This window comes from Nocardia sp. CA-120079, assembly GCF_050955745.1.
Lineage (GTDB): Bacteria > Actinomycetota > Actinomycetes > Mycobacteriales > Mycobacteriaceae > Nocardia.
The window spans coordinates 7545626-7561941 of record NZ_CP192088.1; the positions used below are offsets into that span (position 1 = coordinate 7545626).

Here is a 16316-nt window from a genome sequence, read left to right on the forward strand (position 1 = left end):
TGCTCGGCGATGGCGGCCGCCCTGGCCTGCAGATCCTGGAATGCCTGCAGCACGACGCGCCTGGTCTGTGCGGAACCGCGCCCTTGGTTGAGAACCTTGTACACAGTGCTCTCGGACAGCCCCGTCTCACGCGCGATCGCGAAAGCCGACGGTCGGCCCGCGCGGTCCAAGAGTGGGCGGGATGCGTTGTCGTCGAGATCAGCGAGCGTGCCACCCAGATCCGCATAGGCTTGCCGCACAACGCGCTTGGTCTCCGCGGGCCCCTGCTGCTTCCTCAGAGCCTTATGCACCGCGCTCTCGGAAAGGCCCGTTTCCTGTGCGATCGCGGCGATCGACGGACCGCTCGAAGGACGTGGCTCCCGCTCAACGGGTGCCTGCACCGGCGCCGCCTCGATGTCGAGCGCTCCGGCCAGTTCCGCGATGGCAGAACGAAGCATGTCGACCAATACGGGCCCGTCGAAACCGGTGGTCTCGGCCAGCGCGGTGAGAACTTCCCCGTCGCGGAACCGGCGCAGTACGACCGTGCGTTCGCCCTGGCTGTGTAGTCCGGTCAGCGCGTCCCACATCCGGTCCGCTTCCACCTGCGCCAGCCGCCCGGCCGACGGGGAGTACCTCAGGAATTCGGATATCCGGCGTTGAAAGTGCGGGTACTCGCGTCGGAAGTGATCGAATGCGAGCCGTTCCGACGCGATGGCGAGAATCCGCTTCGAGGTGAGCTGCCGGCGCGTCAGATATTCCCGGGCCGCTTGCTCGAACGTTTCGCGCGCAACGGTTGCCACGACTTCACGGTTGCCGCGAGTCTGGGCCGACAGCCGATCTGTGAGCTGCTCGCCATACCGTCGATACAGCTCCGCTGCCACCTCGGTCTCGCGTGCGGCAGCCGCCGCGCCAGGTGATTTCGGACGTCGATAATCGGTGATCGGGTCGGGGGCGCGCGCAGGCGGGGCCGGCATCAGCTCATGCGGGCGGACCGGATCCGCGGCGGCGCTCAGATCCGCTCGCCCCGCGATCCAATGCTCCTCACCGGCCGGGAACAGCCGGGCAGCGCGGCGACTCCAGTGTTCGACCGGCTCGCCCTCGCTGTCGAATTCGATGACATCGACCCGGCCCACACCGTCGGCTTGGCGCTCGAGCCAGTCGGATACGGCGGTTTCGCCGACGATCCAGCCGTCCACCGCCTCCGGATCGCCGGAATCCAGAACCGCGATCTCGCCCACCCGGTCGTGCAGGACCGGATAGGCGTCGGCCAAAGCCTCGTCGACCTTGGTGAATGCGATGGCGTGATGGCCGATCTGCTCGGTCCGCACCACGCCACGATCGAGGACCGGCTGCAGGACTTCGACCACCGCCGCGACCATGCTCCGATGGTCGAACTTCACCGCGGTCACTGCCATTCGCAGGCCTACGGCACCGTGTCCGTAGGGACCCACGCTGTCGTCCGGAGTCCGGTACCAACCGCCGCGCAGGGAGGTCGCGAACTCCTCGTCGGTCTGACCGTCCATACCCGCTTCGACCACGACCGGCCGGATCTTCGCCCCGTGGGCGCCCAGCCGAATGCGCGCGGCCTGCTGCATCAGAGTGGCGCAGTTGCTGTCTGCGGCATCCATCAGATGCCGGGTCAGCGGATGGGTCGGGGGTTTGGCCTCGAATACGTCGTATGGCGAGGGTCGCGGGTCGTCGTCGGGCATCGTGTCCACGAACGGTTCGACTGCCAGCGGAGCAGCGACGCCGTAGGCGGTGAATCGTTCGCCGTCGAAGCGCAACCGCTCCAGGGTGATGTGCACACTGCGTTGCAGCACAAACTTTTTGCGTTCCGGATGCCAGAGCACGCCCGTGCCCGCGGGTACCCGCAGGAACAGCAGGTTGCGGTCGGCCAATTCCTTATCGGCGGCCGCTATCTCGCCGGTGGTGAAGCCGACCTCCCACAGGTGCGCACTGCGCATCATCCACGGATGCGCCGGATCGAGATCGTTGCCCGCGCGCAGTTCCACGACCAGGACCAGGTCCTGCGTGAGCGGCTGCTCCGCGACCAGGTCGTCGACCGTGGCGATCAACGGCGATGCCTCCGTGCGCGACATTTGTCGCGGCACCCCGGATTCCAATACCGAGTTGGGCGCGGAGAATCCGTTCCAGGCGTCGGTATTGCCGCCGTCCCAGGCCGAGGTGAGCAGACGGATGCGTTCCTCGTCCAGCGTTGCGAAGGTCGCGCCGTATTGGTCGTCGGCATAGCCGACGGCATCGGCGGAGGTGTCGAAAATCAGTGCACCATCGGATATTTCGGCCAATCCGACGGCATGTTGGGCGGCCTGCGACAAGGCGGCGTAGGTCGGGTCGTCCACTGTCGGCACGGTGCCGGTGTCTTCCGGAGCATCCCCCGCCTGTTGTGCCACGCGACGCACGCCGTCGGCCACCTCTGCCGCCGAACGGTATCCGAGCAGCCCGGCCACCTGCCATATCCGCATGCGGCGTTGCGGTGTGATGCGGCCCGGCTGATGCCGTAGCACTTCGGCAGCCGTATTCGGATCCACGCCGGCCACGATCGCGACGTCGCGCTCGGTGACCACACCCACACGATGGGAGGCGGCCGGCGGCCCCGCCGGGGCAACACCGGCAGAGGCCCGGTCCTCGCCGGCGGTCGGCTGCCACTCCGTCAAATCCAGATCCAGGAACTCCCGCATCAATTGCAGGATGTATCCGAATTCGGTGGTGGACTTCGTGCACTGCGCGAATTTCTGCAATTCGGCTTCGATATCACCGAAGCGGAAGTCCTCGATGCGTGGATAGGTCCGGGATCCTGGTAGCGGCTCCTTGCGCCCGAGAATCCGCATCAGATCCCGCTGCGAATCGTCGGCCCGAGAGAACTGGGCTCCGATCACATCGGTCTCGGTTCCGATGCGATATTCGTGCTCGATGCGATCCGCGATCCACTTCCCGAGCTGGTCCGGTCGGCCCATTGAGCGGATGAAGCTCCAATCCCGGAACTCGAACTGCCGCAACTGTTCACCGACGATCCACAGCGCCCGCCGCAACCGCTCCTGGGTGAACAGCTCCGCAATCCCACCGATCCGGCTGCGCAACGTCAGCGCCAGCGCCCGCGCCTGCGGATTGCGCTGTTCCGCGGTGTCGGGGAACGGGGAGTCGTCCGCGCGAGCCCCGATCACGGCACGCTCTTTCAACCCGACGGGCTTGCGGCCGCGCAGCGGGATCTCCGGATCGCGAGGGCTGTCGAAGACGATGGCATCCACATCACCGACACCGATACCGGCGGCTGCTACCCATGCGTCGATCGCGGTCTCGCCGATGATCCACCGGCCCTCGACCGCACCCGGGAAACCGTTGTCGTGCACCACGACATCACCGATCTCGACCAGACCGCTCTGGACCAGACCACGCAGGTCCGGATTCTCATCGAGCAACTTCTGCGTCACCCGCACCACGGCAAAGGCATGATGACCGGTGCCGCCGAGGTTCATCACACCCGCGATGGCGTGCTTACCGGACCGGACCTCCGCCACCGCAGCAGCCAGACCGGCGCGTCCCACCCCCAACGGCTCATCGCGGAAGTCAGCGTCCAGACCCGCGGCGAACGCCAGATCCGACATGCCATGCGCGCGAATGGTTTCATCATCGACCGAGGCCGGATTCATTCGCGCGGTGACGGTCTCGTCCACCACCGCACGAATCACTCCCTGCACCAACGGACCACAGATCTTCGGCCCGGTGGTCGTGCGATGGTCGGCCGGCACATACGGGCGTTGGTAATCGGCCGTATCGACAACGTCCACGGCTGGTTCGACCGCCGGCGCGGGGACACGCGCGGCCGCAGCCGCGGCGCGGCGCTGCTGTCGTGCCGTTGCATCGGACTGGGTTTTGACAATCCGCTGCACATCTGCACGGCGGGCCGCACGTTCGGCGAAGAAGCTTTCGCCGAGTAGGTCATGGAATTCGACACCGGGCTTCAGGACGCCGAATGCCTTGGCCCGGGCCATGATCAGCGATGCCCACGCCCCATGCGGCGGGCCTGCGATGCGGCCGCTGCCGCCGGCAGCCTCCCCCCTGTGCACTCCACCGCCACCGTCCACCTGACGGCCGAGCCGCTGCACGGCGGTCAGGTATTCCTCGTGGGACACCGCGGCCATGGCAAGTGCCACTCGGACTTGGTCGGGGTGGATGGCGCCCGTGGTGTGCATGCCATTGGCGATGCTGATGTCGTGCTCGTTGATCAGCCCTTCATGCAGTTCGGCAACGATGGCGCCGTAGTCCTTCGCGGTCTGCTCGATCTGAGGCTCAGGCGCCTTGTCGAAAAATTCCCAGCCCGGACCGCTGAGCAGATATTCGCGTTCGAAATGAATTTCCCCGTCGACCTCACGGCGCACCACCGCGCCGAGAATCGCCGCCATGTCCCTGACCGCATCACCGGCCATGGTGTCGTAGATGGTGCGATTCTTCGCCCGGTTGATGCCGAAAGCGGCGGACAGGTCGGCCGATCCGACCTCGAGCCACAGCACCAGGCCGGGGTACTCGTCCATCAACTCCTTGATTGCGGCATTGGCGCCCACCCGGGTTCGCGGATCCGCGAAATCACCGGTCTCGATGATCGGCACCGCATATTGGATCAGATTGTGCGCGGTGTTCAACTCTGCGATGGTGTCCAGGAATCGATGTGACATCGGGTCCAGGGTGGTGAATTTCGGCAGCACATAACCGGTGATCAGATTCGCGTGTTCGCCGAGTCGCTCGACCAATTCGATGATGTGCTCCGGGGTGCGTACCCGGACGAACACCAGCGGCCGCGGTCCTTTCCCGGTGCGCGCGTATAGCGTGAACTCTTCGACGAGGTTGTCCAAGCCTTCGCGGACTTTTTCGGCTGGAATGCTGTCTTCCAGGTCGTAAACCAGTGCCGGAACCCCGGTTCGGCCCCATTTCTCGATTTTCTTCGCGATATTCGATTGCGTCGACGGCCCGTACAGCGTGGTGCTTGCCGCATTGGCCAGCGCCCACCGCTGGGACTCCGGTCCGAATGGCTGCGGCAGCTGCTCGAACAGCTCTGCGAGCTGCTCCGGCGGAATGTGATTGAAGTGCGTGATGGTGTGCTCGTTCGACCCGGCGGAGTCCATCCTCGGGTGGCGGTACCGGACTGCTCTGGACTCCACAGCCTCCGGCACGGTCGGACGTCGACCGCCCGTATCCGGAGCCGGTGCGCTCGATCGCGCCCGATGCTCCGATGCGCCGTCGAGGATGCCACGCACCGCCCGGCCCGCCGTATTGCCGAGGGCGTCCACCGCGTCGGGTTCGATGCCCACGGTTCGCGCAACGACCTCCGTGTCGGACAGTCCCTGCAAGTACACCAGGTCGCAGTACATCTGCTGGTCCGACGGCAGCTGCGCAATCGCATCCAACAGTGATTCGAGATCACCAGCCATCGCATGACGGACCTCGTCGGGGACGCGCGACCCGACAGCGCCCAACAGGGCGACCCGCTCTATCTGCCGGAGGTCCTCGAGGCGATCCACACCCAGCCGGAACACCGGGGTCCCATCCTGCGCCGGGGGCTGTGCGGCATCGAAGTCGACGAACGCGTCCGCGAGCTGGGCAGTCAACTCGCCCAGTTCCCGACCGGCATCGAGGTGTCGGTGGACCAGATCCGCCACCAGATCGAGCTGTTGTCGATCGATCCCGGGCACCGCATGCAGCAGGTCGAGCAGATCCACGCTCACCGCGGGGGGACTGTGGTCGAAGTCCGTACCTGCGATCAGGATGGCAAATTCCTCACCGATCCGCTGCTGCAAGCCTTTCAGCACCGCACGCTGCTCACCGATACGCCGGACGAAAGCCTGCAGCAGCGCCCGCTTCGCTTCGGGCATCGAAACGCGAGCCTGCCCTGCGGCATCGAAAACAATGGCGGTGGTGGACAGCACCTTCGACTGACGTTGCGGCGGGAAGTCATGGACGACAACACCATTCCAGTCGATAACCACCGGGCTGTCGTTATCGAAGATGACCACGTAGGTGTGCGCATCCGGCAGACCGTCTTTCCCGACCAGGGTGTCGGTGACCACCATCAGACTGCCGGGGCCCAGATCGGTCAGGATGGGCTCGATGTCGGCGTGGTCGGCGAGATCCTCCAGCTCGGCGCCCAAAGCGACGGCCAGCTCGAGGCTCGATGTACCCTCACCGTTTCGCTCCAGCAAGCGAATCTTCGGGTTATTCGTCAGCGCCTTGACCACCATGGCCGCGGCCGGCATACAGAAACTCGGCAGATCGACCGCGAGCCCTTGGATGCGCTGCGCCACCGCGCCGGAGATCCGCCGATCCAGCCGCGCCACCAGCGCTTCGGCCTCGGCCAGGGCATCGGCGAGCTCCGACAACTCGGGCGGGCGCGCGATGATATCGGCTGTGTGCCACCCGAGTTCGGTGGATCGGCGCCGGAGATCCGAACGCAGCCGGTGGCGGTCGAGCAGTGCTCGCAGCCGTCGAACGTTCAACTCGTGCAACCGGTCCATCGCCTCGCTGAGACGGCGGTAATTTGTCAGCGCCACCCACAATGGGTGTTGCGGATGGGCCGCATCCACCGACGCGGCTTGGTCGATAACGCGCAATGTCTGCGCCCGGACCGCCGGATCCGACAGATCCACCTCGAGACCGATCCGCGCGGCCGCCGCTTGCGCGTCGGCGAGCTGCTGTCCGCGATCGAGCGAGAATAGATACATCCCCAGCGTGTCGTTGTATCGCCGCGACTCCGGCAGGCTCTCGCTCTGCGGGACACCGGGATTCGCGGCGTCGTTCGGGTAGACCGGGGTGCCGATCGAGTCGTAGACGACGGCATACATTCGGGTGTTGTCGAACACCGCACTGTAACTGGGTGAGCGGTAGTCGTTTTCGGCGTCGAACTCGGATACGTCACCGACGTGCCGGGCGATCTTGACGAGGATTCCGTCCTGATTGGTCACCGTGAAGCGGACGCGGGAGCCGTCGGGTTGTACTTCGACAACCAGCGCCGATGCCTTCGATCCCAACCCGGTCAGCGTCTCGGCCAAGGTTTTCGGCCCGGGCACCCGCAGCAGCCTGCCTCGTGCGCGCGTCTGCAACTCCGCGTCGGACAGGCGGGAAACCGTCAATTCTTCGACGACATCCACCGCGTCGTAGCCGTAGATATCGGCGAGCGACTGCAAAGCCGCCGTGCCGTCCGCGACACCGGGACGACGCGAGGCGGCGTCCGCCGCGGCGGGGTCGAGGACGACGCCGGGATCCTTCAGCCCGGCGGCCATTTCCTTCTCCAGCCTGCGCGCCTGTGCATCCGCCTCTCGATGAGCGGCCGCCGCGTCCACCAGTCGTCGCAATTGCCGAGCCGTCTCGATGTCGCCGTCGCGCTCCAGCCGGTCCGCCCTGGCGGTCATCCGCCGACCGCGCCGCTCGGTGTCGGGCACCTCGACGCCCAACTGCGCGGCCAACTGCCGGGCCTCGGCGCCCCGGGCCACCCGTGCCACCAATGCGGTGGTATGCCGGCTGCTCACCACCCCCAGCCGATGGCGAGCCTCGTCCGCATGGCTGAAGCGCCGAACCTGTTCGATCAGGCGGGACCGGCGAGCATGTGTGAGGACACTGCCCTCGACGCCCTCCAGTCGACGGATCACCTCGTCCGCCGGCAGCTCGCCCGCGTCGATCAACCGCACCGCGTCGAGATAATCGCGCCGCAGAGTGCCGAGTGCCAGCCGGGCGGCTCGCTGCCTTCGGGTCACCTCCGCCAGCCGCAGCGCTTCCGGCGGCGCGCCGATCATTCCGTCCAGGCCGATACTCGGGCGCTCGGCGAAATCGACTACCGCGTCGAGGTTTTCGTCGAACTCGATACCTCCGATCACGGCGTTGCTACCGGCGGTCACGCGTTGCATCCAGGCCGCGATCGCCGTGTCTCCGACGACCCAGCCACCATTGCGGGCCGCAACGGGATCGGCGTTGTCGAACACGACCACATCGCCTTCGCGCAGTTGCGAGTTCGCTGCGGCCAGTGCCTGGTTCACGCGCATGATGGCGAAGGCGTGCGCGCCGATGGCACCGTGATCGACCACGCCCGCGATGGCGGCCCGGTCTCCGGGGCGCACCTCGCCGTTACGCACCGCGTCCAGCGCCTTCTGCAACCCGGTTACGCCCCGGCCGAACGGCTGCTCCCGCCAGCCCGCGGCCAGACCGGCGGCGAAGGACCGGTCGGTCATGCCGTCCATTACCAGCTCGCCGGTCAAGGGTGCGGGAGTGATCCGAGATCCGTTGGCGCCCAGCAGTTGCTGGAATTTCAGCTCTACTTCGCGACCGCATACCTTGGCGTGTTCGGCCGGGGGGCCCATGCGCCTCGCGCCGCGCACCGTTACCGGCGCGCCCAGAAGATCGGCGAATCCGCTTGCGAAACTGGTTGTCCCGACCGGCTTTTCGGTACTCTCCTGATTCACCTGGGGCGGAGCCGTTGCCAGATCCGCATCCGCAACGACTCCGCCGGCTTCGGCCACCGTCACACCGGTGCGTCCCTGCGCGGTTCTGCTCCAGACGGTCAGGGTTCGCTCGCCCGGCGCACCCGATATCGACGCGTGCGCGTACGCGGCACCCGTGGCGACCGCGTCGCGGAGCTGACGGCCGAGAGCGGCCATTGCGGCGTCGGCTGCCTGGCGTGGTGTCACCCAGTCCTGAGTCAGACGGCGAATCACCTGTTCCAGTGCGGTGATACGCCTCGGGTGGCGGTCATCGAGCCGCGCCGATACTTCCAGCGTCGGCTGCTCGCCGCCCACTACCCGCAGGCTCATCCGGGCCGTGCCGGTCTCGGCCATATCCAGCAGATCCAGCCGGTACCCGGTGTACGCGGACTCGTTCTGTCCAGTGCCCGACGAGTCCGGGTCATTCGCGGTGTGCCCGGGCCGGTGCTGTTCGGTGCGCACTTCGCCGGCGGGGTACAGGTCGTAGCGGTAGAGACCGGAGCCGCGCGCCGTACCGGCGGTGACGTCGCGCTCGGCGCCGGTTGCGGGATCGCGCTCCACCTCGAATGCCGATGTCACCACCGCGGTGTCGACGGCAGCTGCCACCAAGGCCCGGGTATCAGGGTCGATATCGGTGTTCTCGGCCAGCAGCGCACGGGTTCCGTAGATGTCGGTGGGTACCGGCCGGAACGGATCGGCTACCGGGGACGTCTCCTGGGCCGGCGCGAAGATGCTGAACCACATCGCCTTGCGGTACGGGTGGTTCCGGCCGCGGACCAGTGCGTATCCGCCCAGCTGATCCATACTCACGGCGACTATGGCGCGGCCGCGGTTACGCTCCACCTTCGGGTCTTCGACCGGCTTCTCGCGTTCCGCTTCGGTGTCGGCGGCCGAGTCTTCGGCCTCGGCCGCCATGAGATCGTCGGCTGCCGACAGATCGAAACCTGACAGGTCGAAGTCGCCGCCTTCTTCGAAGTTTGCCAGGAACAGATCCGCCCGCTCACCGGACGAGGCATCGTCGGGGATGTCGTCGAGCTGTTTCTTCTCCGCCGATTTCCCGCCGCTCGGCATCGGTGGCGGGAAGTGGCCGCTGACATCGAGAACTTCCACCAACACACGCTTCGGAGCCGTCGCATTGCCCGGGGTCTCGATAATCGTCGCGCGTACCAGCACCGGCCCGTGGGTGTGGTCCAACGCATTGGAGCCCCATTCGGAGACCGCCAGCTCGGCCTTGTCTATCGAATCCTGCGGCCACCTGTCCTTTTCCAGGAACGCGACCAGCCAGGCCCGCACCTTCGAGAGGTCGGCACGCCGCGCACCGGTCCCCACACCGACGAGCAGCTGCTCGCGCTTGCGGCGGTCCTCCTCCAGGCCGGTCCCCGGACGCTCCATGAACACGATCCGGAAAGTGTCGGAGTCACTGTCGGATTCGAACCGCCACCGGTCGGGTAGCTCCCCGAGCGCCCGCGACGCCGCGATCATCGACTCGTCGGACAATGCCGCCCCGGTGAAGACGACATCTATCCGCATCTCCCGGCCACCCGCGCTGCCCTCCACACGCGGCCGCAGCGTCACCCGCGCCCCGGGGGTGTGAATGAGCACCATGTCCACGACGGTCGCCGCCAGCCCGAGTACCGCGGGTGGTTTCGGAATCGACTTCGCGGGCAGTCCGTTCGCCGGTTCCGTCGGCGGAAGCGCGGCCCGGGTATCGAGCGAGTCGTGCCAGCCGTACCAATTCATCACGTCGGCGCACTGTTCGAGTACCTCGTGGCGGCGCTGTTGCCAATCGGCGCGATCCAGTGCCGGTGGGGCCAGCGCTCGGATCGCGAGCTCGGCAGCGAGAAGGCTCTGCGCTCGGTCTGCGCTGTGCAGATCCTCGGCGACGGTCAGGCCCTCGAACGGCTGCAGCTGCTCGGGCGTCACATCAGGGTCGCGCTGCACGAAAACCTGCTCGTCGACCCATGTTTCGTGGATCTGCGCGGCGATCAACTCGAGCGCCGACGGTGTGGACAGCTCCACACCCGCCGCCTGTACCGCCAGCGCGATCCGCAATGCGGTCTCGGCCCGGCGCCGGTTCACCTCCTGGAAGTATTGCGGCAGTTTCTCGAAGGTCAGGTTCGCGATATCGACTTGAGCGCTCTTCGGTGTGCCGGCCGGGATCTTCGAACCGTCCGGCATCCGCATCTGTTTGAGGTAGGTCGTCTCGGTGTCGCGGAACAGCTCCCGGAAGCTCTCGTGCAGCTGGACGGCGACCTCGCCGGCCAATTGTTCGATCCGCGCTTCCATGTCGTGCGCGAGCCGGTCGTTATCGCTGTCCGCACCCTCGACCCGATCGACACTGCGCATCAACGCATTCGGGTCCGACAGCAACCGCGCCTCGGTGACGAACGCGCGCACCGCCCGGCGTTCCAGCTCCTCGAGCTCCGATACCGACCGCTGTGTGGCCGCGGCGAGGGTATCCAGATCATGCCGATGGACGTGGTGCTCCCACACGATCCAGCGCTCATCCGGCGATGCCAACGACGCGAGCGCGGCCTGCAGCACCTCGGGCGCGACGGCGGTCAGCGGACCGCCGGGGTGGGATCCCGAAGCCGCACCGGCGATCAGGCTCTCGTCGACCCCGGCCGCGCGCAGGAATGACGCCCACACCCGTTCGGCGAAGGCCTGGCGCGCCCGTTCTTCGGCCACCACCAGGCCGATCTGGCTCATGAACCAGATGTTGGATCGATGCCCCGGCGGCAGTGTCTTGGCGAAGACCAGATCGAAGACCCGCTCCCGCAGCCGGGCCGCTACCTCCTTGTCCGCCACCTCGAACTTCAGCCACTCCAGCAGCGCGGCGTCCTGCGCGGCGCGGAATTCGCGGAGGGCGTCGCGATCTCCGCTCTGCGCGGCGCGCAGCAATGCGGCTCGCCGGTCGTCGGAATCCGGGGCCGACGGCGTGGTGGCACCGTCCTGGGTGGTGCCTGCGGCCTGCTCACCGGCGATTTGCGTCGTCGCCCACTGCGGCAGCATGGCGGCGATCAATTCGACGAAACCGCGCGGACGGCCGGGCGACTCGCCCTCCGGTTGCCGCTGTCCGGGCAGCAGGCCATCCGTACGACCCGGCCCGGCCTCCGGTTCCCGCTGCCCCGGCACAGTGCGGTCCGCACCCGGTGTGCCCTCTGCCCGGCGCTGCCCCGGAACCAGCGGCCCGACGAGCCCGAGTGCATCACGAACGCGCTGTTCGACGGACTCGTTGTGCAACGGCTGACCGTTGCGCACCTTCATGACCGCGTTCACCGAGGTCCCGGCAATCCACGCGACCGCCTCCGGCGTCCGCGGGCGGGGCAGCCGAGACTCGATTCGGGTGGCGGCGCGCCGGATCCGTTGCGCGACACGCTCGTCGATTTCCAGACCTGCCAGCAGGTCCACGACGGTGACCTCGGCTACCCCGGCCTTGTCCGCCACCTTCTTTATGCGGGCATGCTCGGGTAGCTGCTCCAACGCGTCATAAGCGTCGAATTCACCTGCGGCCGAGGATGTTACGCCGTCTCCCACCCCTTCCGGTGGCTGCGCATCCGGCATTCTCCTCGGTGCTATCGCGTATGCCGGTGCCGAGGCGGAAATCAATCCCTCGACACCGCGCGCCGGCTGAGCCTCCCATTCGACCAGCTGCAATATGGTGTCGAAAACCTTCGCCCCGTACTCGGTTTCGACCGAGAGCCGCCCATCGAGCACCCAGACGACAACGTCCTCGTCGACGCGGGCAGCCGCAGCGATCGCCGCGGTTTGGCGCATGGCGGCATGCAGGCTGATCGGCAGGTCCGGGTAGCTCAGCTGCACGGCGGCGGCCAGCACGCGACGGTTCGACAGGTCGTGCACCGACGCACGCCGGGACACCACCTCTCGCACCGTCGCGGGCGAAACCCCCGCTGCCGCAGCCACATCCCACGACGTCGCCCATGGATCGGACTCGGTCTCCAATTCCGGGTCCGCCGACACCGGCGCGGTCAGCTCCAGGCCGTGCAGGTCCGCCGCCGCGGCGACCCGTGCGCCGATCGGGCCGGGTACCGGCATTCCCTTGACCACGGACAACACCGTCCGGACCGACACCGCGGCATCCACGGCCACAGCACGCCACAGCGGCAGTTGTGGTGGGTCTTCCCCACCGGAGTGTTCGTTCGGAGGCCCGGCCATTCGCACACCCACCGGTTCGGCGGGTCCAAGCAGCGACAACGGTTGCCGATCGCCCAATCTCCGCTTCGGTGCGCCGTCGTCACCGAACAGCAGGCGGTGCACCTTCCGCACATCCGGACCGGCGCGGTGTATCCACCGGGTGATCGCGACATCACCGATGATCCACCCATCGTCGGTCTCGTCGTACCCATTGTCGAACACCGCGACTCGACCGATCTGCCCCTCCAATTGCGGGAACTCGTCGATCAGCGCCTGATTCACCCGCACCACGGCGACCGCGTGCGCGAAACCCTGACCGCTGATATCCAGCACCGCCGCGGCCATGGACACATCGTTGTCGTCCAGACCGACCTGCCACACCAGCTCGGCCAGCGCCGCCGACCCCTTCAGTGGCGAATTCGACTCCCAGTTCGCATCCAGCCCCTTCGCGAACGCCGATCCGGTCATCCCCCCGGTGATGATCTTCCAGTCATCGACCGAAGCCGGCTTCATTCCGGCGGCCTGCTCGCCCGCACCGGCTACGATGACGGCCTGCACCATCGGGCCGCACACCAGCGCCGGACTGTGACGCTCCTCGAAATCGTATTCAGTCGTGGCCATCTCGGACTCCGGCACGACGCCCGACCGGATCGCGGGCGCAGCCGGTGGCCGCGGAGCCATTGCGGGCCGGTACTTTTCGGTGATCTCGGACAGCACCGTCACGAGCTGTTCATCCGCCCACACGTCCAGGTCGAGGCCGAGGCCGACGGCGAAACCGGCAACCTCGTCGTCGAGCGCGACATCCGCGTTGCGAGCGGCGGCCAGCAGCTCTGCTCGATGCACCAACCACCGCAACTTCTCATCGGCTTCGGAAAACCTCTTCGAGCTCTCCAGCAGTCCTTTCAGACCGCGGAGCCGACGTTCCAGCCCGGACAACTCGCCCACGCGCGGGTCATTCATGGATTTCAGGAACTCGATCGCGACGTGTATGCGACGCAGTTCCAGTTCTCGCTCGGATAGCCGCAACCGTTCACCGAGATCCCGGAGCAATTCGTCATACAGTCTGCTCACCCGATCGGGGTTGATGCCCGTGCCGGCGGGCACATTCAGGGCCCCGCACTGACCATCCAATCCCCGTCGCAGGGCAGCACGATACGTATAGGCCTCCGACACAGCATTTTCCAGAGTGCCCACACTCGACATCTCGACAGCGTCGCGGGTCCGGGAGCGCAGATAAGCGGCTTCGATATCGATAGCCGTCAATTCGGCTGCCAGGCCGATCAATTCGGTGACGCGATCCCGGTGCTCGGAGGTGTGCGCCGAGGCCGACAGTTCCGCCACCCAGTCCCGTATCCGGTCCAGGTTCAGCTCGTTCAGCGTTTCCAGCGTCCAGAGCTCGGAGGTCTCGTCCAGATCGATAGTGCTGTCGGACAACGCTCCCTGCACCAAATCAGCGATCCGAACCGCGAGCACCTGACGCCCGGCGAGCACACTCACCGCTTCCCGGACCTGCGGGCGGTTGTCCAGATCCGTCCAGAACTGTGCGTCACGTCCTGTTTGCCGATCCTTGCCGAGGTGGTTCCCCAGGACGACGGCCAGTCGCAATTGTGCTGCGAGCCGGACACATTCGCCGAGAATCTCGGCGTTGCCCGCAGCAGGACGTCTCGCGGCGGCCAGATCCTGCAAGGTGTCATCGATCCGGTCGAGTTCCAACGCCTGCGCGGGCAGCCGCGCAGCGGCACCGCCGAATCGCAGGTTTCCGATCAGTCGTTCGATCTCGCCGTGGATTTCGGCCACCTCTGCCCGAGCATCCGCCAGCAGCAGCGCAATGCTCCCGACGGGGTTCTCGGACCGGACGGGGGCCGAATCCCCGGACACCAGGTCGATCTCACCCCGCCGGTACAGCAGCCGCGCGGCGTGCAGTACCCCGGGCACACCGGCCGGCAGGCCGACAAGGTGGTTGTACGGGCGCTGTTCGTACGGGTGCAACGCGCGGCGGGCAGCATTGTCGGCCACGATCTCGAGTACGAACCGCTCCGCGGCCGATTCGGCGGCGGCCGTGGCCGATTCGGCCACCCGGCCCGAACCCGCAGACCGATCGGTGTCGGCCCCCTGGACGATGAAGACCAGTGCGGCATCGGGCGACGACTGGCGCAGCGTCCGGAACTGCGTGACTGCCAGCGAGATCGGCGTACTCGGACTGCCTGGCTTCGCGGCGCCCAGCACGAGCCTTTGCACTTTGCCCGCAGTACTGGGCCTTCCGAGGCCGATCATCAGTTCGAAATCGCCGTCCGGGGTGCGGGTGCGGGACAACAACTGAATCTCATCCTCGTCCAGTTCCCGCCGCAGGAGCTGTCGAGCCAGTTTCATCGCTCGGTCCGTGTCATTGACCTCCGCCAGTCGCTGCCGGTGTGCGGCGCCGGATGACTCCCCAGCGGCGTTTGCGGCGTCGACCGCGGCCATGTCGGCCGCCAATGTTGATTGGTTCGCTTTGTGACGTACCTCGTCGGGTAGACCGACGGCCTGGGCCAATACATCGGGATGGTGCTTGCTGAGCACTTCTTGCACGTAGCTCGGCCACCCGCGCCACCGCTTCGCGTTGGCCGCACCCATCTCGGCCGCATCGGCAAAGGTGGCACCGGCGGGCAGCACCATGTCCTGGATGCTCGACATCCCGGCCCACCGCAATGCGTCCCGGATGATGTTTTCCGGATCGTTCACCGGCAGCACCATCGCCTCGGGAATGGATGCGCTCGAGGAAACCTCATTGCGCTGCCTGCTCAAGTCGACGCGGTTCAGGCGACGTATCACCTGACGGGAAGCCTCGTCGTGCCCGATCACCGTGATATCGGAGTCCGACCGGCCGCTTATGCCGCGTGCGGGCGCCAGCCCCCGCACAAACGCCTCGAGTGCCGCCGCGTCCCGGCCGAACCACAGCGCCGCGCCCGGCGTCGCCCGCGAGGCGTGGTTCAGTACCGCGTTCAGACCGTCATCGGCTGCCGCGTCGGACTCGCTGTCATAGACGTGGATCTGGACCTCGGGCACCTGCGCGGATCGCAGGTCGCCGACGGTGAGCACCAACTGCCGCGAGTCACCGGAGTCCAAGCGCAGCAACCGAACCCGCGGATGACCAGGCAGGTGGGTTACCCACCGCTCCGCGATCCGCAATCGGTTGATCCAGTTGTCGACCTCGGCCAGGTCCCGCACATTCTCGGCAGTGGGCTGCTCGATACCCGCCAACTCCTGCCTGCGCCGGGCGAGCAGCATCCGGTTCAGCTCGTCGGCCATCGACTCCGGCAGCTGCTCGGCGGTCGGCAGAGGTGCACCAGCGGTTTCCGCCAACCACCGTTCCACCGGGTCACTCAGCAGCCCCACGATCTGCTGCTGGACCGCCGCGGGCAGATCCTTCCACCGCTGCTCCATCACCAACCGCAACAGATCCGCCGCCAGCGGGTTGAGGTCGTCGAAGCCCGTGCTGCCCGCCAGGTCCGCCTCGGCGATCACACCCGCCCAGAAGTTCTCCCACTGATGCGCCGAAACCTCACTCGGTATCGCCGGTACAGCGGGCCGCGGCTCCACATGATCATCCGGTTCCGGCGCGGGCACACCGACCCGAACATGCTCGAATACCCGTGCCGCAGCTGGCAATTCCCTACTGACCGGGACATCGTCGGCAGCCGAACCCGTCATCCGCATGGCCAC

1 protein-coding gene (cut by both window edges) is annotated in these 16316 nt (G+C 66.9%); it reads right to left on the minus strand.

Every position in this 16316-nt window falls within one protein-coding gene, locus ACQPYR_RS34725, for a LacI family DNA-binding transcriptional regulator, read on the minus strand. The gene is 118200 nt long; 48058 of those nucleotides lie to the left of the window and 53826 to its right, leaving coding positions 53827-70142 in view, spanning codon 17943 (complete) through codon 23381 (partial); reading right to left, the first codon wholly in view occupies positions 16314-16316. The start codon and the stop codon both lie outside this window.